Here is a 22,168-nt window from a genome sequence, read left to right on the forward strand (position 1 = left end):
ATGCTAGAAGTAGTAGGCGTTCGCTTTAAAGAAGCGGGCAAAATTTATTATTTTGCACCTGGACAAGAGTCATTATCACGAGGACAAGCCGTCATCGTGGAGACAGTACGGGGCATTGAATATGGCGAAGTGGTAATCGCCGATAAACAAATGGACGAGGAAGATGTGGTCTTACCATTAAAATCAATTCTTCGGATTGCTGATGATAAAGATGCAATGATCGTCCGTGAAAATAAAGTAGCAGCACTTGATGCACATGCAGTGTGTGTCGAAAAGATTCGCGAACATAAGCTCGATATGAAACTCGTGGACGTCGAATATACGTTTGATCGTAATAAAGTCATCTTTTACTTCACAGCGGAAGGTCGCGTCGACTTCCGGGAACTCGTTAAAGATTTAGCAGCAGTCTTCCGGACACGGATTGAGTTGCGCCAAATCGGAGTTCGTGATGAAGCGAAATTGCTCGGTGGAATCGGTCCGTGCGGCCGTGTCCTTTGTTGTTCATCGTTCTTAGGTGAATTTGAGCCGGTCTCAATCAAGATGGCGAAAGATCAAAACTTATCACTGAACCCAACGAAAATTTCCGGGGTCTGTGGCCGTTTAATGTGCTGTTTGAAATACGAGAACGATACGTATGAAGAAATGCGACGTGATCTACCGGATTACGGAAAACGTCTGACTGTACCAGAAGGCGAAGGTCGTGTCGTCGGATTGAACATCCTCGATCAAGTAGTTCAAATTGAACTGAAAGACCGTTCCCGCGTTCTGACTTATTCGATGGAAGAATTGTTATCCGTCGGTGCCGTAAAACAAAAACGACCAAAAGAATGACGGGGTGCATACGCGTGGAGAGAGTCGATAAAAAAGAAATCATTACGCGTGTCGATGCGATCGAGCAACAGATTCATTTGCTGACTGAGCATCTGAGCGTATTAAAAGATCAGCTTGCTTACATGATGGAGGAAAATCAACACCTCTACCTCGAAAATCATCACCTGCGTGAGAAGGTGGAGCGAGACGAACAACAACCGATTACAGAAGAAGCGGAAGCCGAAGCGTTAGTAGGTGCCGGATACGATAACCTCGGTCGCCTCTATCAAGAAGGATTCCACATTTGTAACTTGCACTACGGTCAAGTCCGTAAAGACGGGGATTGCCTGTTCTGCTTGTCCATGTTAACGAAACATTGAGAGGCTGACTTCCTAGGAGTCAGTCTTTTTTTCAGAAAGGAAGACACCTATGCTTGAATTATTACCAGATGAGCGACTCGATCATCTCCTCGGAAGAGACGGTCGCATCATTCAAAGTCCGACCGTCTTTTCGTATTCACTGGATGCCGCGTTACTCGCGCAATTCGTCTGGGTCCCGATCCGCCAAGGTAAGTTGATCGATTTGTGTGCCGGAAACGGTGCGATTCCGCTCTTTTTATCGTACCGGACGAACGGAACGATCACGGGACTCGAAATTCAACCGCGCCTCGTCGAGATGGCACGCCGTAGTATCGAGTTGAACGAAAAAGCGGGACAGCTCCAAATGATTGAGGGGGATGTCAAAACGGCCGGGAAACAACTCGGATACGGTGCCTATGATGTCGTGACCTGCAATCCGCCGTATTTTTTAGCACATGAATCATCGAACCGAAATGAGAGTGAACACTATACGATTGCCCGGCATGAAGTGTTATGTACACTTGAAGATTGCATTCGTTCAGCCGCCGACTTACTTAAACAAGGCGGGAAAACGGCATTCGTCCATCGTCCGGAACGTCTACTCGACATCGTGACGCTGATGCGTCAGTACCGGATTGAGCCGAAGCGGATGCAATTGATTTATCCGAAGGCAGGGAAAGAAGCGAATATGCTGTTGATTGAAGGCATCAAGGATGCAAAACCGGGCTTGAAGGTGTTACCCCCGTTCATCGTCTACGAGCAAGATGACACGTATACCTTACAAATGCGGGAACATCTGAATGTCTAAGCATGCGGTGTATATCGTGCGTTGCCGCGATGGGAGTCTGTATACGGGATATGCCGTCGATGTCGAGAAGCGTGTTGCGACGCACAACACGGGGCAGGGTGCCAAGTACACACGGGCGCGGCTACCGGTCGTCCTTGCGTACACAGAGACGTTTGAAACGAAATCGGAAGCGCTGAAACGCGAGTATGCGATCAAACAATTGACGCGTGCGAAAAAAGAACAGCTTATTCAAGGAGGGACGTCATGAAGGCGACCAGCAGTTTTAAGGATCAAACGAACGGCTTATATATCGTACCGACGCCAATCGGGAACTTAGAGGATATGACGTATCGAGCCGTCCGCATCTTACAAGAGGCCGATATCATCGCGGCAGAAGACACACGCCAGACGATGAAATTGTGCAATCACTTTGAAATCGACACGAAACTCGTCAGTTATCACGAACACAATAAGCAAGTTAGCGGTGAACGGCTGCTCGAAGACTTATTGTCGGGGAAACAGGTCGCCCTCGTCTCCGACGCTGGAATGCCCGGGATTTCCGATCCGGGGAGCGACTTAATCCGACTCGCGATTGCAGCAGACATTCCGGTCGTCGTCTTACCGGGTGCGAATGCGGCATTGACGGCCCTCGTCGCGTCAGGTCTACCGACGGAACATTTTTTGTATTACGGCTTTTTACCACGCAAGAAAAAAGAGCGGCGTGAAGCACTCGAGACGTTACGTTATGAGCAAGGAACATTGATATTTTATGAAGCACCCCATCGGCTAAAGGAAATGCTTGGAGGTGTCCTCGAAATACTCGGTGATCGCCAACTCACGCTCGCCCGTGAATTGACGAAACGTTATGAAGAATACATTCGTGGATCGGTGACGGAAGCGTTAGACTGGGCGTCAGAAGAGGTCCGGGGCGAATTTGTCGTCATCGTCGAAGGAACGACGGAAGAACGTCCGAGTGAAATCCAGCAAGAGGCAAATCCACTCGATCAAATCGAACGGTATATCGCAGACGGTGAAAAACCGAATGCAGCGTTAAAACGTGTTGCGAAGGAACGGGGACTTGACCGACAAGCCTTATACCTGTCTTATCACGAATCGAAATGAAAAAAGGAAGCGTACCGAATCGGCGCGCTTCCTTCTTGGTTTTATTCGTTTCCTGCGTAATGACGATCGAGGAAATCTTTTAACTCAACGAGGACACGTTGTGCGCCGTCTGGAGAGAGAATTAATTTTCCGTCTGCCAATTTGAAGTTATCTTCTGATACTTCACCAGTAACTTGGCAAGTCATGTTTGGTTTGTATTTTTTAAGAATGATTTGCTCGTTATCGACGTAGATTTCGAGTGCATCTTTCTCTGCGATTTGGAGTGTGCGGCGAAGTTCAATTGGAATGACTACCCGGCCGAGCTCGTCTACTTTACGTACAATACCTGTTGATTTCATTTTGTTGTTCCTCCTCTGGATGTCTAAGTCTCTATATTTTTTTAAAAATCGTCAAAATTCGACATCACTTCTATAGAATGTAGAATACTAAACTTTCCAAAAGTAGTCAACCAATCCGAATAGCTTGAAATCAAAATGTCATTTATTTCTCAAAAAAGCCATAATTGAAACGATTTATTAATAGATTTTCCCTTTTTAAAGGAATTCAAACTATTGAGTGTGTTTTTTTGTAATTTGATGTCTGATGTCAAAAAATGTTTTGATTCGACAAAAAACGAGTTTCGACAGCGGCGATAGAACAGCGTATAATAATGGAATGAACAATAGAACGGAGGAATAACATGTCAAAAACATTTTATATCACGACACCGATTTATTATCCTAGCGCGAAGCTACATATCGGTCATGCGTACACGACGGTCGCAGGAGACGCGATGGCCCGTTATAAACGTCTTCAAGGATTCGATGTGCGTTACTTAACAGGAACGGATGAACACGGACAAAAAATTCAGGAAAAAGCAGCTGAAGCAGGTATTTCTGAACAAGCATTCGTCGACGGTGTCGTCGAGCAGATTAAAGTTCTGTGGGATCGTCTCGACATCTCGTATGACGATTACATTCGAACGACAGAACCACGCCATAAGAAAGTCGTCGAACACGTTTTTGAGACATTACTTGAAAAAGGTGACATCTATCTTGGTGAATATGAAGGCTGGTACTCGATTCCGGACGAGACGTATTACACGGAATCGCAGTTAGTGGATGGAAAAAGCCCAGATAGCGGCCATCCCGTCGAACTCGTCCGTGAGGAATGTTATTTCTTCCGAATTAGTAAGTATGCCGATCGTTTAGTCGAATACTTTGAAGCGAACCCATCATTCATCTTACCGGAATCACGGAAGAATGAAATGATCAACAACTTCATTAGACCAGGTCTCCAAGATCTCGCCGTCTCACGGACGACATTTGACTGGGGCGTCAAAGTCCCGTCGAATCCGAAACACGTCGTCTACGTTTGGGTTGATGCCTTGACGAACTACATCTCGTCACTCGGTTACGGAACGGATGATCAAGGGAACTTCGACAAGTACTGGCCAGCAGACGTTCATCTCGTCGGAAAAGAAATCGTTCGTTTTCATACGATCGTTTGGCCGGCACTCTTGATGGCACTCGATCTCCCATTGCCGAAACAAGTTTTCGCGCACGGCTGGTTGTTGATGAAAGATGGGAAGATGTCGAAATCAAAAGGCAATGTTGTTGACCCGATTCCGATGATTGACCGTTATGGTCTTGATGCTCTTCGTTATTATCTCTTACGCGAAGTTCCTTTCGGCTCAGATGGGATGTTCACACCGGAAGCATTCGTTGAGCGGATGAACTTCGATCTCGCGAATGATCTCGGGAACTTACTCAACCGGACGATTGCGATGGTCACGAAATACTTTGATGGGGTCATCCCGACCTATGCGGGAAATGTCACGCCGTTCGATGCGACATTGTCGACGCTTGCGAAAGAAACAGTCGAGAAGGTCGAGGCTTCGATGGAGCATATGGAATTCTCGGTTGCCTTAGCGCACGTCTGGCAATTAATCAGTCGCGCGAATAAATATATCGACGAGACACAACCGTGGGTACTCGCGAAAGACGAAACGAAGACGGATGAACTCGGCTCGGTCATGGTCCACCTCGTCGGAACGCTGCGTCACGTCGCGATCATGTTGCAACCGTTCATGACACAATCGCCGACCGAGATGTTCCGTCAGCTTGGTCTTGCTGGTCAGCCGATGAACTGGGGAGCACTCGAACAGTTCGCGTCGATTGAAGAAGGAACAAAAGTCGGGATTGCTGAACCGATTTTCCCGCGCCGCGACATGAAAGAGGAAGTCGAAGCAATCGTCGAAATGATGCAACAGGCGTCTGCTGCCCGAGTTGAGGAAGAAGAAGTCGAAGAAGCAGATGAGGATGTTCGTCCGGAAACGACAATTGATGTTTTTGATCAAATTGAGCTGCGTGTCGGCGAAGTCGTCACAGCAGAAAAAATCAAAAAAGCAAAAAAACTGTTAAAGTTAACGGTCGACATGGGGAAAGAAACACGCCAGATCGTTTCAGGCATCGCTGAATGGTACGAGCCGGAAGACCTGGTCGGTCGGAAGGTCATCGTCGTCGCGAACTTGAAGCCGGTCACTCTCCGTGGTGAATTATCGCAAGGTATGGTGCTTGCGGCTGAAAAATCAGGTAAACTTGAACTAGCGACCGTCCCGTCAACGATGGCGAACGGTGCCAGTGTAAAATAATTCGGATGCCTGTGGACTTCACGTCACAGGCATTTTTTTGAAAAAGGAGTCGAGGATATTGTTAATCGATACACACACACATTTAAATTCCGATCAGTTCGACGGAGACGTCGAAGAAACGATTGAACGCGCACGCGCGAACGGAGTCTCACCAATGATCGTCGTCGGATTCGATCATAAGACAATCGACCGGGCGATGGAACTTGTTGAACAGTATGATGATCTGTATGCCGTCATCGGTTGGCATCCCGTCGATTCAATCGATTTCGATGATGCAGCGTACGCGAAAGTCGAGCGCCTCATGGACCATGAGAAAGTCGTCGCCCTCGGTGAGATCGGTCTTGATTATCACTGGGATACGTCACCAAAAGATGTTCAGGAAGCTGCGTTTCGTAAACAGATTCAACTCGCGAAGAAAAAGAATAAGCCAATCGTCATTCACAACCGGGAAGCAACGGAAGATACGTTACGTATTCTCGAAGAAGAAGACGCGAAAGAAGTCGGTGGGATTCTCCATAGCTACAGCATGAGTGCCGAGCTCTTACCCCGTTGCCTAGCAATGAACTTTTATATTTCGCTCGGTGGACCGGTAACGTTTAAAAATGCGAAGATGCCGAAACGTGTCGCTCAAGAAGTTCCGCTTGATCGGTTACTCGTCGAGACAGATTGTCCTTACCTGACACCGACACCATACCGCGGCAAACGGAATGAACCGGCGTACGTCCGGTTCGTGGCGGAAGAAATCGCGCAACTGCGTGGCATGATGTATGCCGATATCGAACAAGCGACAACAGAAAACGCGAAGCGGGTCTTCCGTTTACCATGATGCGTTCGTTCTCTTATATCGCGACAGGGTGTGCCTTATTGTTAATTGCGATTCTAATCTACTTGGCGATGGATCATCCGCGTGACGTCACTATCATGATTGACGGACAAGAACAACACGTCAAGACGATAGAAACATCAGTCTATGGTGTCTTACGTGAAAATGGAATCGAAGTGCGAGCGGAGGATAACATCGAACCTTCGCGCAGTGCGGATTTACCAAAGAATGGTTTGATTGTCATCCAACGTGCAAAAGAAATTACGATGATTGTCGGATACGGGCAAGCACAGACGGTTCGGACACATGCTCGTCTTGTATCGGATTTATTGAAGGAACGTGGCATCGTCCAAGCCGATACCGATGATGTATACCCTTCGATTCATGCCGTCTTGACGACCGGGATGACAGTCCGATTCCGTGAAGCATTTCCGGTTGACATCGTCATCGGAGGACGAGCCAGTCAAGTCTATACGTACCAAACGACCGTCCGTGAGCTCCTTGCGAAACAAGGAGTGACGTTACAAGCAACAGACCGTGTTGCGCCGAGCCTTGATACCGTTGTCTCGGAAGATACGCTCGTCACCGTCAATACGACGCGACGGGCGACCTTAACGGAAGAACAGTTGCTTCCGTTCGATGTCGAGCAAGTAGAAGATCCGACATTACCGAAAGGACAACAACTTGTAACGACGACGGGGCGTCCTGGAATCCGGACCCAAAAGTACGAATTGACGCTCGCTGACGGGCTCAGTAAAGAGAAGAAGTTACTGACCGATGAAGTAACGAGTGAACCGGTGAAACAAATCATTAAAGTCGGAACAAAACCGATTGAACGAGTAGAAACACCGGCACCTGTCTTCAATGAAGAGGAGGCAACGACGCCATTGACGGTCGCACCGGAAGTCACGGCAGACTTAGACTTCAAGAATGCGAAGACGCTGATGGTCGAGGCGACGGCCTATACGAATGACCCGGCATCGAACGGGAGTCAATTGTATGATGGGCGCGCATTGACAGCGACGGGGTACGATGTCACGGATACAATCACCTATCAAGGGTTACCGATCGTCGCCGTCGACCCGAAAGTAATTCCGCTCGGGACGAAAGTGTATGTCGAGGGGGTCGGACTGGCGGTCGCGCTCGATACGGGCGGTGCCATTAAAGGCAATAAAATTGATGTCCTCGTCAGTGACGAACAGACGGCGAAGACGTTCGGGCGGAAGACCGTCAAGCTTTGGGTCATTCCGAATGAGTCGGGCACGGAAGCGGGCAGTTGACGCTTCCTTGTTTTTTTCGTGGAAACAGGTACAATTACGGAAGTGTTTGAAGAAGGTGGAGAAGAATTGATGCAAAAACGCTTAAAAGAAGTCATCGTCGTCGAAGGACGTGACGATACGACACGACTACAGGAAGTATTCAATGTCGATACAATTGAAACGAACGGCTCTGCCGTCAATGAGCAAACGTTACAACGAATTGAAAAAGCACTCGAACGCCGAGGCGTCATCGTCTTCACGGATCCAGACTTTCCGGGTGACCGGATTCGCGCACGTATCAATGAACGTGTTCCGGGATGCAAACAAGCCTATCTGCCACGTGCGGACGCAAAAGATAAACGCGGTAAAATCGGTGTCGAGCATGCTTCGCCGCAGGCAATCGAACGTGCACTCGCAGCCGTTTATGAAACAGAAGAAGTCCATGTCGCAGAAGTGACACGGGATATGATACTTGCAGCAGACTTAATCGGTGGTCCATCAGCATCGTCACGCAGACGTCGGCTCGGACAGTTGCTCGCAATCGGTGAACCGAATGCGAAACAACTCGTCAAACGCGTCGCTTCGATTCGGATCACAAAAGAGGAATGGGAAGCTGCACTGAGACAGTTAGAGGAGGAACAAGATTGAAAGACATCGCAACACTACACCGGACGAAGGAAATCCTCGCGCGACACGGATTTTCATTTAAGAAGTCCTTAGGACAAAACTTTTTAATCGATTTGAACGTACTCGCGAACATTGTCGGCGCTGCTTCGTTAACAAAGGAGAGCGGTGTTCTTGAGATCGGACCGGGAATCGGGTCGTTGACGGAACAGTCCGCGAAACAGGCGAAAAAAGTCGTCGCCCTTGAAATCGACCAACGGCTGTTACCGATTTTAGATGATTCGCTCTCACCTTATCCGAACGTCAAAATCATCCATGGAGATGCACTTGAACTGGATCTCGAAACGATTGTCAACGAGGAGTTCACACAAGAAGGAATTACGGATCTTGCGGTCGTCGCAAACTTACCGTACTATGTCACAACACCTATCATCATGCGGATATTAGAGGCGAAAGCACCATTCCGGACACTCATCATGATGATTCAAAAGGAAGTCGCGGAACGGATCGGTGCGAAACCAGGTACAAAAGCGTATGGTTCATTATCGATTGCGATTCAATACTATGCGGAAGCGGAAGTCTGTTTCACGGTGCCGAAGCAAGTCTTCATTCCCGCTCCGAACGTCGATTCGGCTGTCATCCGCTTGAACATCCGAAAAGAACCGGCCGTCCAAACGAAAGATGAAAAATTATTCTTCGAAGTTGCGCGTGCGAGTTTTGCCCAGCGCCGGAAAACGATTTTAAATAATTTGTCGAGCCACTTCGGAAAAGCAGAAAAAGAAGCTGTCGAAGCCGCGTTGCATGAAGCAGGTATCGACCCAAGACGTCGTGGTGAAACGCTCAGCTTGCAGGAATTCGCACAGCTCGCGGACGCACTTTTGCCGATTAAAAAACGTTGACGGTAGCGGGAAGAAAAGATATAATATTTGCCCTTTCTAATATTTAATTAATATGCTATAATAAATATTAGTGAGGTGAAGCGTATGCCAAAGACGTTGAACGAAATCAGACATGTTTTCGAAACACATGTTGGTGAAAGACTGACGCTAAAAGCAAGCGGCGGTCGTAAAAAGGTCGTAACCCGAATCGGAACGCTCGTTGAGACGTATCCTTCGGTGTTTGTAGTCAAGCTAGACGCAGAGCGCCACAATGTCGAGCGAGTTTCTTATAGCTACGCTGACGTGTTAACCGACTCCGTACAAATCGAATTTGCGAATTCGTAAACTTACCTTCCGAAGCGGACAGAAATGTTCGCTTCTTTTTTTGTGGAAAGGTTGATACAATTCGTACAGGATACGTACTAGAGGAGGAACGGCACGATGACGATTATTGTAAAGGCACCAGCGAAAATCAATTTAGTGTTGGATGCGACGGCGAAGCGGACAGATGGTTACCATGATGTACATATGGTGATGACGACAGTGGACTTGGCAGACCGCTTAGAGTTGACGGAACTTTCGTCAGGCGAGATTCGAATGAATGCACAGCACGCCTATGTTCCGAACGATGAGCGGAACTTGGCTTACAAGGCGGCAGCCGTCTTGAAGAAAAAATTTAACATCCAGGCTGGAGTAGAGATTTACCTTGAGAAACAAATTCCGGTCGCAGCCGGTCTCGCGGGTGGATCGAGTGACGCTGCCGCGACATTACGCGGTTTGAATGATTTATGGCAGCTCGGATTGACGCTCGAACAACTCGCAGAAATCGGCGCGGAAGTCGGTTCGGATGTCCCGTTTTGTGTCATGGGTGGGACGGCGATCGCGACAGGACGTGGTGAAAAGCTTGAAAAATTGATTGCTCCGCCTCCGTGCTGGGTCGTGCTTGCGAAACCAACGATTGGTGTGTCGACGGCAGACGTTTATGGCGCACTCGATTTGACGACGGCCAAACGACCGGATGTCGAAGCGATGATTACAGCTGTTAAAGAGCAGGATTTTACGGCGATTTGTCAATCACTCGGAAATGTTCTTGAGTCGGTCACGTTACCGATGCACCCGGAAGTCGAGCAAATCAAGGATTTCATGACGAGTTGCGGGGCGGAAGGTGTCTTGATGAGCGGGAGTGGTCCGACGGTCTTCGCGTTGACGGAACACGAAAACCGGGCCCAACGTCTCTATAATGGCTTAAGAGGTTTTTGTAACGAAGTCTACGTCGTTCGTCTTTTAGGCGAAAACCATTGATAATATCCGTATGAAAATGATATATTCACTAGTGAATATTCGGAATTACGGAGAGGTGGAACAATTTAGATGAAAATTCGGAGAAGTGGTCGGTTAGTCGATATGACACGTTATCTACTCGACCATCCGCATCATCTGATCTCATTGACAATTTTCGCAGAACGCTATAAATCTGCAAAATCGTCAATCAGTGAAGATTTAGATATCGTGAGTGAAATGTTAGAGCATGAAGGAACAGGACGACTCGTCACAGTCCCGGGGGCTGCGGGCGGTGTCATGTTCATTCCGACATGGAGTAGCGAAAAAGCATTACCGTTCATCGATGATTTATGTGAACGCGTCGCACGGCCAGATCGTCTGTTGCCGGGTGGGTATTTGTATCTGACAGATTTACTTGGCAATCCACGGATGGTCAAGCAGATGGGACAAGTTTTTGCATCTGTCTTCAGTCAGAAAAAAGTGGATGTCGTCATGACGATTGCGACAAAAGGAATCCCGCTTGCTTACGCCGTCGCTGAACAACTCGGTGTACCGTTCGTGATCGTTCGTTCGGACAGTCGTGTTACGGAAGGGTCGACCGTCAGCATCAACTACGTATCAGGCTCATCAAAAGCGATTCGGACGATGGCACTGGCGCGACGAAGTCTTCCGCGCGGAGCGAACGTCTTGTTGATTGATGACTTCATGAAAGCTGGGGGAACAATTCGTGGGATGATGAGTTTACTGAGCGAGTTCGAAGCGAAAGTAGCCGGTGTCGGGGTCTTGATTGAAGCAGAAGGTGCCGAGAAAAAGATGGTCAGTGAATACGTCAGCTTAATGAAACTTGCCGACGTCGATGTCGATCTCGGACAGATTCAAGTGAAGCGTGGGAACGTCGACCAGTATTTCACAAGCGATGGGAATACCTGAATTTGACACGTGATTTCTTTGAAACTATACTGTAATTATCAAACTTTTGGAAATTATGCCTAAAAAGATTGGAAAAAGCTAAACCTTTATTTGTTTTGAACCGTAAGTAGAAGTAGACAACGAAGAGTTGTGACATCGGTTACTAAAAGGGGTGCGGACAAAATGAACGTTACGGACGTTAAAATTCGTCGCGTCGTGGCAGAGGGGCGCATGAAAGCACTCGCCTCGATTACGCTCGATCACGAATTCGTAGTACACGATTTACGTGTGATTGAAGGGAACAGTGGTCTCTTCGTCGCAATGCCGAGCAAACGGACGCAAGAAGGCATCTTTCGTGATGTCGCTCATCCAATCAATGCATTAATGCGAAAAAAGGTCGAAGATTCAGTACTAGAAGCATATGTGTTGCGTGAAGAAAATGAAGAGGCGCTCGATTTAGAGCTGACATCAGTCGAATTGACAGATCGCCCTTAATAGAGGAGACCGGTTTCCCGTATTGCGGCGGACCGGTCTTTTTTTTGCTGTTAAAAAGGTTTGCTGCAATCTTCTTACAAAACAACAACGGGTTGTGCCTCTTCCGATGAAAGCAATGAAAAGAAAAGCCCGTCCATCACAAAGGTTGATTTTAAAACGACTTATGAGTCAGCCTCCTCACGTTGTCTACAGTCTGTTTTTAATGGATGTTTCATCAATTTGACTCGGTCCTGTGATTGAATAGTGGCCTCATTTTCGTTATAGTTGGTACGAGTGTACTATTTCTGAACGAAATCAACACTAATTTACGTGGAGGAGCGACAAGGATGAATCATTTCGCGGTAATTCTAGCAGCTGGTAAAGGAACACGCATGAAATCAAAACTCTACAAAGTACTCCACCCAGTAGCTGGGAAACCTATGGTACAACACGTCGTGGACCAACTCGCGACACTTGGCGTCAAGCGTCAAGTCGTAATCGTTGGGCATGGTGCGGAGTCTGTAAAAGAAGTGCTTGGCACATCGGTGGAATATGCGCTTCAAAGTGAGCAGCTTGGCACGGGTCATGCTGTTCAAATGGCAGAACCGGTACTTGGAAACGAAAAAGGATCGACGCTTGTCGTCTGTGGGGATACACCACTCTTAACGAGTGAGACGTTAGCCGCGTTACTCGACCACCATGCAGAAACGGGTGCAAAAGTGACCGTCTTGACGGCTCATGCGGATGATGCGACTGGATATGGTCGGATTATTCGTGGTGAAGAGGGCCATGTTTCAAAAATCGTTGAACATAAAGATGCGACAGAACAAGAACTCGCGATTAAAGAAATCAACACAGGAACGTACGTGTTTGATAATGAGTTGTTGTTCGCTGCGTTAAAACAAGTCAAGAACGATAATGTCCAAGGAGAGTATTACTTGCCGGATGTCATCGAAATCGCGAAAGCCGATGGCGAAACGATTGCTGCCTATGCGGCGCCGACGTTTGAAGAGACAATCGGTGTCAATGACCGTGTCGCACTCGCGCAAGCTGAGACGTCGATGCGTAAGCGGACGAACGAGCATTGGATGCGTCAAGGTGTCACATTCATCGACCCGGCATCGACCTATATCGGACCAGATGTTACGATTGGTTCGGATACCACGCTCTACCCAGGGACACAATTGCTTGGGAAGACGATCATCGGGTCTGAATGTATCATCGGACCGAATAGTGACATCCGTAACAGTGAAGTGGCAGATGCTGCCGTCGTCCGTCAGTCGGTCGTAACCGATAGCCGGATCGGGCAAGCGGCACAAGTCGGTCCATTCGCGCACTTGCGTCAGCAAGCGGTGCTCGGAGCGAACACGCGTGTCGGTAACTTCGTTGAAGTCAAGAAATCGACGTTCGGTGAAGGAAGTAAATCGGCACACTTGAGTTACGTCGGAGACGCAACGATTGGTAAAAACGTCAATTTAGGATGTGGATCAATCACCGTCAACTATGATGGAACAAACAAGTTCGAAACGGTCATCGAGGATGATGCGTTCATCGGTTGTAACGTCAACTTGATTGCCCCCGTCAGAGTCGGTAAAAATGCACTCGTCGCAGCAGGTTCGACAGTGACAGATGATGTTCCGGAAAACGGTCTTGCGATCGCCCGTGAGCGTCAAACGACAAAACCTGATTATCGTTAATTCAGCTATACCTTATTCATTACTTGTCGCTCTACTCGTCTAAACCAAACAAATGGAGGCCACCTAAACATGTCTACTGTCTTAGAACATGAAATTCGTATTTTCGCACTCAACTCGAACAAACCACTGGCAGAGGAAATCGCTAAGGTCATCGGAATTCCCGTTAGCGAAAGTTCAGTCAAACACTTCAGTGATGGCGAAATCTCGATGAACATCGAAGAAAGCGTTCGCGGAGATGATATCTACATCATCCAATCGACAAGTCAGCCGGTCAACGAGAACTTGATGGAGCTCCTCATCATGATTGACGCATTAAAACGTGCTTCTGCACGGACGATCAACGTCGTCATGCCGTATTATGGTTATGCACGTCAAGACCGTAAAGCACGTTCGCGTGAGCCGATCACAGCAAAACTTGTTGCGAACTTACTTGAAGTCGCAGGAGCGACACGTGTCGTCACGATGGATCTCCATGCCGCTCAAATCCAAGGTTTCTTCGATATTCCAGTAGATCAGTTAATGGGTGTTCCACTTCTTGCTACTTACTTCGAGAAGAAAAACATCGACCCAAATGAACTCGTCATCGTTTCTCCAGACCATGGCGGTGTTACACGGGCACGTAAATTAGCAGAACAATTAAAAGCACCGATCGCAATCATCGATAAGCGTCGTCCGAAACCGAACGTCGCGGAAGTCATGAACATCGTCGGTCAAGTCGATGGCAAAATCGCCATCATCATCGATGACATCATCGATACGGCAGGAACGATTACACTTGCTGCGAACGCTTTAATCGAAAATGGGGCGAAACAAGTTTATGCTTGTTGTACGCACCCTGTTCTTTCTGGACCAGCGATGGAACGGATTGAGAACTCAGCGATTGAAGAGCTCGTCGTCTTGAACACGATCGACTTGACGCAACGTGAATGCGCAAGCAAAATCAAACAAATTTCTGTCGCGCGGTTACTTGCAGAAGCAATCATCCGTGTCCATGAACAAAAATCAATCAGCCCGCTCTTTAGCTGATCAACAAACAGATACGAACGATGAGGTCCGGTTTTTTGAAATCGGACCCTTGTTCGTGCTTTTTTTTCATCAAAGGAAATGAACAAAAGGAGGTAGCGATATGAAATGTATCGTCGGTCTAGGGAACCCTGGAGCTAAATATACGAACACACGTCACAACATCGGTTTCCTCGCGATTGATGCGTTGGCGGAGGAACACGGAATAAAATTATCCGAGTCGAAGTTTAAAGCAGTCTTCGGAACGGGAATGATAAATGGGGAACGTGTTGTGCTCGTCAAACCATTGACTTACATGAATCTATCCGGGGAAGCAGTTCGTCCGCTCCTGGATTTTTATAAAATCGCGGTCGAAGACGTCCTCGTCATCTATGATGATCTCGATTTGCCGCTTGAAAAGATGCGTCTTCGCTCAAAAGGAAGCGCCGGTGGGCATAATGGTGTCAAGTCGCTTATTCAGCATTTAGGCACACAAGAAATTAAACGCTTAAAACTCGGTGTCGGTCGTCCGCCTGCTCCGATTCAAGTCATCGATTGGGTCTTGATGCCGTTCTCAAAAGCAGAACAACCTGTCTTGCGGGAAGTATTGGCGGACGCTGTGAAAATCGCGACAGACTTTACCGATACACCATTTTTGGCTTTGATGAATCGCTATAACTGAACGAAACGCTTTGGAATTCCAAAGCGTTTTTGCTGTCGTCTTAGGAGGGGAAACTATGAAACAACTACAAAATCTGTTGCTCGGAATACCAGAAATAAAAACGGTCCGTGAGCGTTTTCGACAAGGGGTCGATGCCCAACTCATCACAGGCTTGATGAATAGCGGGAAAGCGTTGTTCGTCGCAGGCATTTATCAAGAAACAAAAAAAAGGTTCGTCATCGTCACCCACAATATGTTTCAAGCGCAAAAACTGTATGATGATTTGATTGAACTGGTGCCTGAACAGGAAGTGATGCTCTACCCGGTCGACGAGACATTAGCTGCTGAATTATCGTACGGGGCGAGCCCGGAATTACGGGCGACACGGATTGAAACGCGGCACCGGCTCCTGACGACCGATGATGGTATTTTAATCATCCCACTCGTCGGTCTCAGACGGTATGCTCCACCTGCAAGTGATTTCTTAGCACATACGAAACGGATTAAGCCGGGCGATATCTTGGCAATTCCGGACTTCATTCAAGAATTAGTCGACGCCGGATATGAGCGAACGGCGACCGTGACAACACCGGGAGAATTTTCAGTTCGCGGGAGTATCATCGATATTTATCCGTTGACGGTCGACCGTCCCTATCGATTGGATTTATTTGATGAAGAAGTCGACTCGATTTATACATTCGATGCAGAAACGCAACGATCACTCGGTGTGGTCGCAGAAGCGTTGCTTCCACCGGCAGCTGAACACTTTGCGACGACGGAAAATCTCCGTGCCGCGGGTGAACGGTTGCGTGCACTCTATGAAGCGACGAAAGAACGTGTCCAAAGTACGGAAGTCCTTGCAGCACTTGAAGAAGGGATCGCCTATGACGTCGAATTGCTCGAAAGTGGGGAGCGACCGAAACAACTCGCGAAATACGCGCCGTTACTGTATCAGAAGACATTACTGGCTGATATCACAGATGCCGTCTTGATCGTCGATGAAATCGCACGGATCGAAGAAGCGGCGGAAGTTCAGGATGCGGAAGAAGCGGAATGGATGGCTTCGTTGATTGAACGGGGGCAAAGCGTTAGTGATTACATTCTCTCGGTTCCGATGCTCAAAGTCTTCGAACAACGTCAGCTACTCTACTTGTCGCTCCTTCCGACACGCAGAAGCGGCGTCCCTGAAAGTGCAGCGATTCACTTCAACATCAAACCGATCGCTCCGTTTCATGGCCAAATGGAACGTCTGAAACAGGAAATCGATCGGTATGCCCGGGCAGACATGTGGATGGTCTTTCTTGCGAGTAACAAAGAGCGGGCGGAGCGGATGCGGCAGACACTTTCCGACTACGGTGTCGAAGCGTCCTTGCATACGGCAGAAGAAGATATGCGTCGGGGACATCCGTCGATTTTAATCGGTGGCATTCATGGTGGTTTCGAAATGACGAATGCACGACTCGTCGTCGTGACGGAAGAAGAAGTCTTTAAGCAACCGACCCGTCGCCGGAAACAGACTACGAAATTGACGAACGCGGAACGGATCAAAAGTTACCAAGAGTTGAAGACGGGTGATTATATCGTCCATATCCACCATGGAATTGGTCGTTACCACGGCATCAAAACGATTGATGTCGCAGGGAACCATAAAGATTACTTGCACCTTGTCTATGCCGGTGACGACTCCTTGTATGTTCCGGTTGACCAAATCGACTTGATTCAAAAATACGTCGGGGCAGAAGGAAAAGAACCGAAAATCTATAAACTCGGCGGAACGGACTGGAAGAAAGTCAAAGCGAAAGTCCAAAAATCAGTTGAGGACATCGCAGATGAACTAATCAAATTGTATGCGACACGAGAAGCGGCAGTTGGATTTGCTTTCCCGGAAGATGATGACAGCATGCAGGCATTCGAAGCCTCGTTCCCGTACGAGGAAACGGTCGATCAAGTCCGGTCGATTGAAGAGATTAAGAAAGATATGGAACGGCCGCGTCCGATGGATCGTCTGTTATGTGGAGACGTCGGATACGGGAAAACGGAAGTCGCGATTCGGGCGGCATTTAAAGCAGTTATGGCAGGGAAACAAGTCGCTCTCCTTGTACCGACGACTGTTCTTGCCCAACAACACTATGAAACGATGCTCGAGCGATTCAGCGAATGGCCAATCAATGTTTCAGTCATGAGTCGGTTCCGATCGGCGTCAGAACTGAAAGCAACAAAAAAAGGCTTGAAAGAAGGAACGATCGACGTCGTTGTCGGAACACACCGTGTCTTATCAAAAGATGTTCAGTTCGCTGACATTGGTCTGTTGATCATCGATGAAGAGCAACGCTTCGGTGTTAAACATAAAGAACGATTGAAACAACTCAAAACGAATGTCGATGTCTTGACGTTGACGGCGACACCGATTCCACGGACCTTACACATGTCGATGATCGGGATTCGTGATTTGTCGGTCCTCGAGACACCGCCTGAAAACCGCTATCCTGTCCAAACGTACGTGATGGAGTACGACGGAATCATCATGCGTGAAGCACTTGAACGTGAACTTGGTCGAGGGGGGCAAGCCTTTTTCCTCTACAATCGCGTTGAAGGGATTGAACGGAAGGCGGAGGAAATCCGGGCGCTCGTTCCGGAAGCACGTGTCGTCACGGCACATGGTCGGATGACGGAGACGGAACTTGAAAGTCAATTGATTGCCTTCTTCGAGGGGGATGCCGATGTTCTTGTCAGTACGACAATCATTGAAACGGGGATCGATATTCCGAACGTCAATACATTGATCGTCAATGATGCCGATCAAATGGGTCTATCACAGCTCTACCAACTGCGTGGTCGTGTCGGACGTTCAAGTCGTGTCGCGTATTCCTACTTTACGTACCGTCCGCAAAAACGGTTGACCGAAGTCGCCGAGAGTCGTCTTCAGGCGATCAAGGAATTTACGGAGCTTGGAAGTGGCTTCAAGATTGCCATGCGTGACTTGTCGATTCGCGGTGCCGGGAATCTGCTCGGATCCCAACAATCCGGTTTTATCGATTCAGTCGGGTTCGATTTGTATTCACAAATGTTATCGGAAGCCGTCGAAGAACGGAAGGAACGGATGAAAGGGAAACAACGTGTCCAAAAATTCGTACCAGACTTTACGTTCAGTCTCGATGCGTATATTCCGAGTCATTATATGTCGGATTCTGAACTGAAAATTGAGTTCTATAAACGCTTGAAGTATGTTGATACGACAGAAAGTCTTGATGCACTCGAAGGAGAGATGCTGGAGCGCTTCGGTGAATTCCCGAATGAAGTCGCACGATTGATTCAGTTGACGCGGATGCGGATTTTTGCTGAACGGGCTCGGATTGAGCGGGTCAAACAAACGGACCCGAAAATCGAGATCGTCTTATCCGAACAAACGACTCAGACGCTCGATGTTGCGGATTTCGTCAAGTGGACGGTACCGATTGGTCGCGGACTCGGCATGGGACAACAAGAAGGAAAACTTGTTTTGACGTTGAACCGTGGCAAACAAACCGTTCAACAAACAACGGAACAAGCAGAGCGGTTGCTCGCTGAACTTGACCGCCGGATCTCGATGCGATGAGTCAACGGCGAACGATTGCGCAAGGGGCAGCGCTCCTGGCGATCTCGAGTTACGTCTCAAAGCTGCTGAGCTTTTTTTATAGGATTCCGTATCAAAACATGGCAGGGGATTTTGGATTGTACGTCTATCAGACGGTCTATCCATTATTCGCGATTGCGGCAGCACTGGGGATTTATGCGCTACCCGTCATCGTCGCAAAGTTGACGTTGCATCACCCGGAAGAAAAACGAGAGGTTCTCTGGTCGATTTTCTTTGTCCTTGCGAGTCTTTCGTTAGTGTTCGGTCTGCTCGGCTGGATCATCGCACCAGAACTTGCTTTACTGTTCGGAGATCCGAAGCTCGTCCTTCCGTTACGTGCTGTGACGTTGACGTTTTATTTATTGCCGGTCATTGCCGTGTTACGAGGAATGTTTCAAGCAGACCTTGAGATGCGACCGACCGCCTTTTCACAAATTACGGAAAATGCCGTGCGTGTCTGTCTATTGTTACTCGTGACGTATTATGGTGTCTCGATCGGAGCGAATCCTTATCAAATCGGTGCTGCGGCACACGTGACGGCGCTCGGTGGCAGCGTCGCTTCATTGTTGTTGCTCCTTCGCTTCGCGAAAGGGCGGATTGGTCGCCCGGTCGTCTCGAAGCGTCATTTAAAACGTGTCGGGAAAGTCTTATTGACGAGTGGGATGGCGGTCAGTATCGCGTCGCTTGCTTTACTGTTGATGCAGTTGATTGATGGATTGACGTTCGTCAACTTGCTCGGGGATACGATGGAGACGAAAATCGAGAAGGGGATTTTTGATCGTGGTTATCCATTGTTGCAGTTCGCAATTTTATTTGCGACGTCAATCAGTCTGGCCAGTGTTCCGACGTTGCTGACGGAGTATCGTAAACAAAATGACGCGGCGACACGGTTGCACCTTGAAACACTCCTTCGTTCTGGTCTATTGGTCGCGGCAGCTGCGACGGTCGGATTGTTTAGTGTCATGCGTCCACTCAACATCGCGCTCTATCAAGATGATAAAGGGACGATTGCGCTCAGTTGGCTTGCTGCGACGGCCTTTACGGCATCGCTCTCGATGATTATCATCTCTTGTCTCCAGTCCGTCGATGCTGAAAAATATGCCTTTGCAGGCGTCGTGCTCGGACTGGTCGTCAAGCTGTTATTAAACATCTACTTGTTGCCCCGTTATGGTATGATCGGGGCGGGAATGGCGACATTCGGCGGATTCGCGATGATGGCATCAGCACAACTCATCTTATTGAATCGGAAATTCGGACGTGTAACAGCAGGACGAATTTTCTACGTCCGATTGCTCCAAGCAATCATCCCGATGGCGTTGTTTTTGTACGTGGTCGAACGTCTGTTTCAATGGGCAGGTTTCGAGACGCGGATTGGAGCGATGTTTGAAGTGGGTCTACTCGTCATCGGTGGTGCATTGATCTTTTGTATATTTGCACTGCGCAGGCGGGTCCTGACAGAGCGGGAGTGGTCTTTATTGCCGTTCGGAGACAAACTTTATCGAATTCATCATCGGAGGAAAATCATATGACACACCGTATTACAGTCGTCGGCTTAGGTGTTGGCGAACTAGAGCAATTGCCGTTTGGCGTTTATAAGTTATTGAAAGAAACAACACAACCTGTTTATTTACGGACAGCAGATCATCCCGTCGTTTCAGAACTGGCGACAGAGGGAATGAAATTTACATCGTTTGATTCGATTTATGAGCGGCACGACCGTTTTGAAGCGGTCTATACGGACATCGTCGAAACACTGCTTGATCAGGCGACACAAACGCCAATCATCTATGCGGTACCGGGACACCCGCTTGTAGCAGAAAGTACCGTTCAACAACTACTTGCGCGTGCGACTGACATCGACATCGTCGGTGGACAAAGTTTTCTTGATCCGATGTTCGCAGCGGTCGGGGTAGATCCGATTGAAGGATTTCAATTGCTTGACGCAACGGCCTTCCGTGTTGATGAAGCGCAAATTCGTCAACACGTACTGATCGGACAAGTGTACGATGCGTTTGTCGCAGGTGACTTGAAAGTCATGTTGATGGAACGTTATCCGGATGAACACCCGGTGACGCTCGTCACAGCAGCGGGGACGAGCAAGCAACACGTCATGACAGTTCCGCTCTATGAACTGGATCGTGTGACGATGCTCAGTAATTTGACGACGGTCTATGTGCCGCCGGTGACGGAGGAAAAGGCGCTGAATCGGGATTTTGCGACGCTCAAGGACATCATCGCCCGTTTACGTGGTGAAGGAGGGTGTCCATGGGATCAAGAACAGACGCATGAATCGCTCAAAAAACATTTAATCGAAGAATCTTACGAATTACTGGAAGCAATCGACCTTCAGGACGATAACTTAATGATAGAGGAATTAGGGGATGTCTTACTTCAAGTCATGTTACATGCACAAATCGGTCTCGATGAAGGGTACTTTGATATCCGGGACGTCATCGGCAGTGTCAGCGATAAGATGATTCGTCGTCATCCACACGTCTTTGCAGAGAAGACGGTTGATTCGGCGGCAGACGTCGTTGCGAACTGGCAAACGATCAAGTCGCAGGAGAAACCAGAGCGGAAATATCTGCTCGACGGTGTCACAAAAGGGGCACCTGCCTTGATGCGTGCTGAACAGATTCAGAAAAAAGTCGCAAAAGTCGGCTTTGAGTGGGACACAGTCAGTGGTGCGCTTGAAAAGGTACAAGAAGAAATACGTGAACTACAAGAAGCAGCGCCAAAAGAACAACTTGCTGAATTCGGAGATCTCTTATTTTCGTTAGCACTTGTCGGAAAATATATGGGATTATCGGGAGAAGAAGCGTTGCAGCTGACGAACGATAAGTTCATTCGCCGTTTTACGCGGGTGGAACAACTCGCAAAGCGACCAATTGAAGAGTTGTCGCTCGACGAACAAGATCAGTTATGGAATCAAGCGAAGCAGGAGGAACAGTCATGAGACTCGATAAATTTTTAAAGGTATCCCGTTTGATTAAACGACGGACACTCGCAAAAGAGGTAGCAGACCAAGGTCGGATTACGATTAACGGTCTCGTCGCAAAAGCAAGCAGTACCGTCGCAGTCGGAGATGAGATGACGATTCGATTCGGAAACAAAATCGTCACCGTTCAAATCGACGGCATTAAAGAGCATGCGAAAAAAGAAGAAGCGACGGACATGTATAAGATTATTCGTGAAGAAAAAGTGAATTCTGAAGAATCAATGTAATTTACCTGAAAA

General features: G+C 48.2%; 22 protein-coding genes. 21 read left to right on the forward strand and 1 reads right to left on the reverse strand.

What is annotated here, in order from left to right; translation table 11 throughout:
• From A0126_RS15720 to rsmI, 5 genes are read left to right on the forward strand one after another with little or no spacing between them, the layout of a single operon-like run.
• Positions 1–831: a PSP1 domain-containing protein gene (locus tag A0126_RS15720; protein WP_029332196.1), complete on the forward strand. Its 831-nt coding sequence runs from the start codon at positions 1–3 to the stop codon at positions 829–831.
• Positions 828–1,190 (forward strand): DNA replication initiation control protein YabA, encoded by a 363-nt coding sequence (gene yabA, locus A0126_RS15725; RefSeq protein ID WP_029332197.1) that lies wholly within the window; start codon positions 828–830, stop codon positions 1,188–1,190. The genes A0126_RS15720 and yabA overlap by 4 nt, the downstream gene beginning before the upstream one ends.
• Positions 1,191–1,239: 49 nt before the next feature.
• A complete protein-coding gene (locus A0126_RS15730) occupies positions 1,240–1,977 on the forward strand; it encodes a tRNA1(Val) (adenine(37)-N6)-methyltransferase (protein WP_088835964.1) in 738 nt (245 codons plus the stop codon).
• Positions 1,970–2,224, forward strand: a complete 255-nt coding sequence (locus tag A0126_RS15735) for a GIY-YIG nuclease family protein (RefSeq protein ID WP_088835965.1) — start codon at positions 1,970–1,972, stop codon at positions 2,222–2,224. The genes A0126_RS15730 and A0126_RS15735 overlap by 8 nt, the downstream gene beginning before the upstream one ends.
• Positions 2,221–3,078, forward strand: a complete 858-nt coding sequence (gene rsmI, locus A0126_RS15740; RefSeq protein WP_088835966.1) for a 16S rRNA (cytidine(1402)-2'-O)-methyltransferase — start codon at positions 2,221–2,223, stop codon at positions 3,076–3,078. The genes A0126_RS15735 and rsmI overlap by 4 nt, the downstream gene beginning before the upstream one ends.
• 41 nt (positions 3,079–3,119) lie before the next feature.
• Here rsmI and A0126_RS15745 read toward each other — a convergent pair whose 3' ends face one another.
• Complete coding sequence (locus tag A0126_RS15745) at positions 3,120–3,416, reverse strand: transition state genes transcriptional regulator AbrB (RefSeq protein ID WP_012368944.1); 297 nt, start codon at positions 3,414–3,416, stop codon at positions 3,120–3,122.
• Positions 3,417–3,757: 341 nt separating this feature from the next.
• Here A0126_RS15745 and metG point away from each other — a divergent pair, with 341 nt between their 5' ends.
• The 16 genes from metG (at position 3,758) to A0126_RS15825 (ending at position 22,156) form a co-directional block, all read left to right on the forward strand.
• Positions 3,758–5,710, forward strand: coding sequence for a methionine--tRNA ligase (metG, locus tag A0126_RS15750; protein ID WP_088835967.1), 1,953 nt, complete (start codon positions 3,758–3,760; stop codon positions 5,708–5,710).
• Positions 5,711–5,768: 58 nt separating this feature from the next.
• Positions 5,769–6,536, forward strand: a complete 768-nt coding sequence (locus A0126_RS15755) for a TatD family hydrolase (protein ID WP_088835968.1) — start codon at positions 5,769–5,771, stop codon at positions 6,534–6,536.
• Positions 6,533–7,813 (forward strand): 3D domain-containing protein, encoded by a 1,281-nt coding sequence (locus A0126_RS19780; protein ID WP_088835969.1) that lies wholly within the window; start codon positions 6,533–6,535, stop codon positions 7,811–7,813. Before A0126_RS15755 ends, A0126_RS19780 begins: the two co-directional genes overlap by 4 nt.
• A 69-nt stretch (positions 7,814–7,882) precedes the next feature.
• Positions 7,883–8,440 carry a ribonuclease M5 gene (gene rnmV / locus A0126_RS15765; protein WP_088838386.1) on the forward strand — a complete coding sequence of 186 codons (558 nt, stop codon included), beginning with the start codon at positions 7,883–7,885 and terminating at the stop codon, positions 8,438–8,440.
• A complete protein-coding gene (gene rsmA / locus A0126_RS15770) occupies positions 8,437–9,315 on the forward strand; it encodes a 16S rRNA (adenine(1518)-N(6)/adenine(1519)-N(6))-dimethyltransferase RsmA (RefSeq protein ID WP_029332205.1) in 879 nt (292 codons plus the stop codon). Before rnmV ends, rsmA begins: the two co-directional genes overlap by 4 nt.
• A gap of 84 nt (positions 9,316–9,399) precedes the next feature.
• Positions 9,400–9,639: a Veg family protein gene (locus tag A0126_RS15775; protein WP_012368950.1), complete on the forward strand. Its 240-nt coding sequence runs from the start codon at positions 9,400–9,402 to the stop codon at positions 9,637–9,639.
• Between the two features lie 96 nt (positions 9,640–9,735).
• The gene (gene ispE, locus A0126_RS15780) at positions 9,736–10,596 is read left to right on the forward strand and encodes a 4-(cytidine 5'-diphospho)-2-C-methyl-D-erythritol kinase (RefSeq protein ID WP_088835970.1); all 861 of its coding nucleotides are present in this window, start codon (positions 9,736–9,738) and stop codon (positions 10,594–10,596) included.
• A gap of 69 nt (positions 10,597–10,665) precedes the next feature.
• A complete protein-coding gene (gene purR / locus A0126_RS15785; protein ID WP_029332207.1) occupies positions 10,666–11,505 on the forward strand; it encodes a pur operon repressor in 840 nt (279 codons plus the stop codon).
• A gap of 162 nt (positions 11,506–11,667) precedes the next feature.
• Positions 11,668–11,979, forward strand: coding sequence for a septation regulator SpoVG (spoVG, locus tag A0126_RS15790; RefSeq protein ID WP_088835971.1), 312 nt, complete (start codon positions 11,668–11,670; stop codon positions 11,977–11,979).
• A gap of 326 nt (positions 11,980–12,305) precedes the next feature.
• Complete coding sequence (glmU, locus tag A0126_RS15795) at positions 12,306–13,655, forward strand: bifunctional UDP-N-acetylglucosamine diphosphorylase/glucosamine-1-phosphate N-acetyltransferase GlmU (protein ID WP_088835972.1); 1,350 nt, start codon at positions 12,306–12,308, stop codon at positions 13,653–13,655.
• 69 nt (positions 13,656–13,724) lie between these two features.
• Positions 13,725–14,681: a ribose-phosphate diphosphokinase gene (locus tag A0126_RS15800; protein WP_029332210.1), complete on the forward strand. Its 957-nt coding sequence runs from the start codon at positions 13,725–13,727 to the stop codon at positions 14,679–14,681.
• Between the two features lie 100 nt (positions 14,682–14,781).
• The gene (gene pth / locus A0126_RS15805) at positions 14,782–15,339 is read left to right on the forward strand and encodes an aminoacyl-tRNA hydrolase (protein WP_088835973.1); all 558 of its coding nucleotides are present in this window, start codon (positions 14,782–14,784) and stop codon (positions 15,337–15,339) included.
• A gap of 55 nt (positions 15,340–15,394) precedes the next feature.
• Positions 15,395–18,913: a transcription-repair coupling factor gene (gene mfd / locus A0126_RS15810; protein WP_088835974.1), complete on the forward strand. Its 3,519-nt coding sequence runs from the start codon at positions 15,395–15,397 to the stop codon at positions 18,911–18,913.
• Positions 18,910–20,460 carry a polysaccharide biosynthesis protein gene (locus tag A0126_RS15815; RefSeq protein WP_088835975.1) on the forward strand — a complete coding sequence of 517 codons (1,551 nt, stop codon included), beginning with the start codon at positions 18,910–18,912 and terminating at the stop codon, positions 20,458–20,460. Before mfd ends, A0126_RS15815 begins: the two co-directional genes overlap by 4 nt.
• Complete coding sequence (gene mazG, locus A0126_RS15820) at positions 20,457–21,887, forward strand: bifunctional methyltransferase/pyrophosphohydrolase YabN (RefSeq protein WP_088835976.1); 1,431 nt, start codon at positions 20,457–20,459, stop codon at positions 21,885–21,887. The genes A0126_RS15815 and mazG overlap by 4 nt, the downstream gene beginning before the upstream one ends.
• A complete protein-coding gene (locus tag A0126_RS15825; RefSeq protein ID WP_088835977.1) occupies positions 21,884–22,156 on the forward strand; it encodes an RNA-binding S4 domain-containing protein in 273 nt (90 codons plus the stop codon). The genes mazG and A0126_RS15825 overlap by 4 nt, the downstream gene beginning before the upstream one ends.
• The last annotated feature ends 12 nt before the right edge of the window (positions 22,157–22,168 follow it).

The sequence above is a fragment of the Exiguobacterium sp. N4-1P genome, assembly GCF_002214325.1.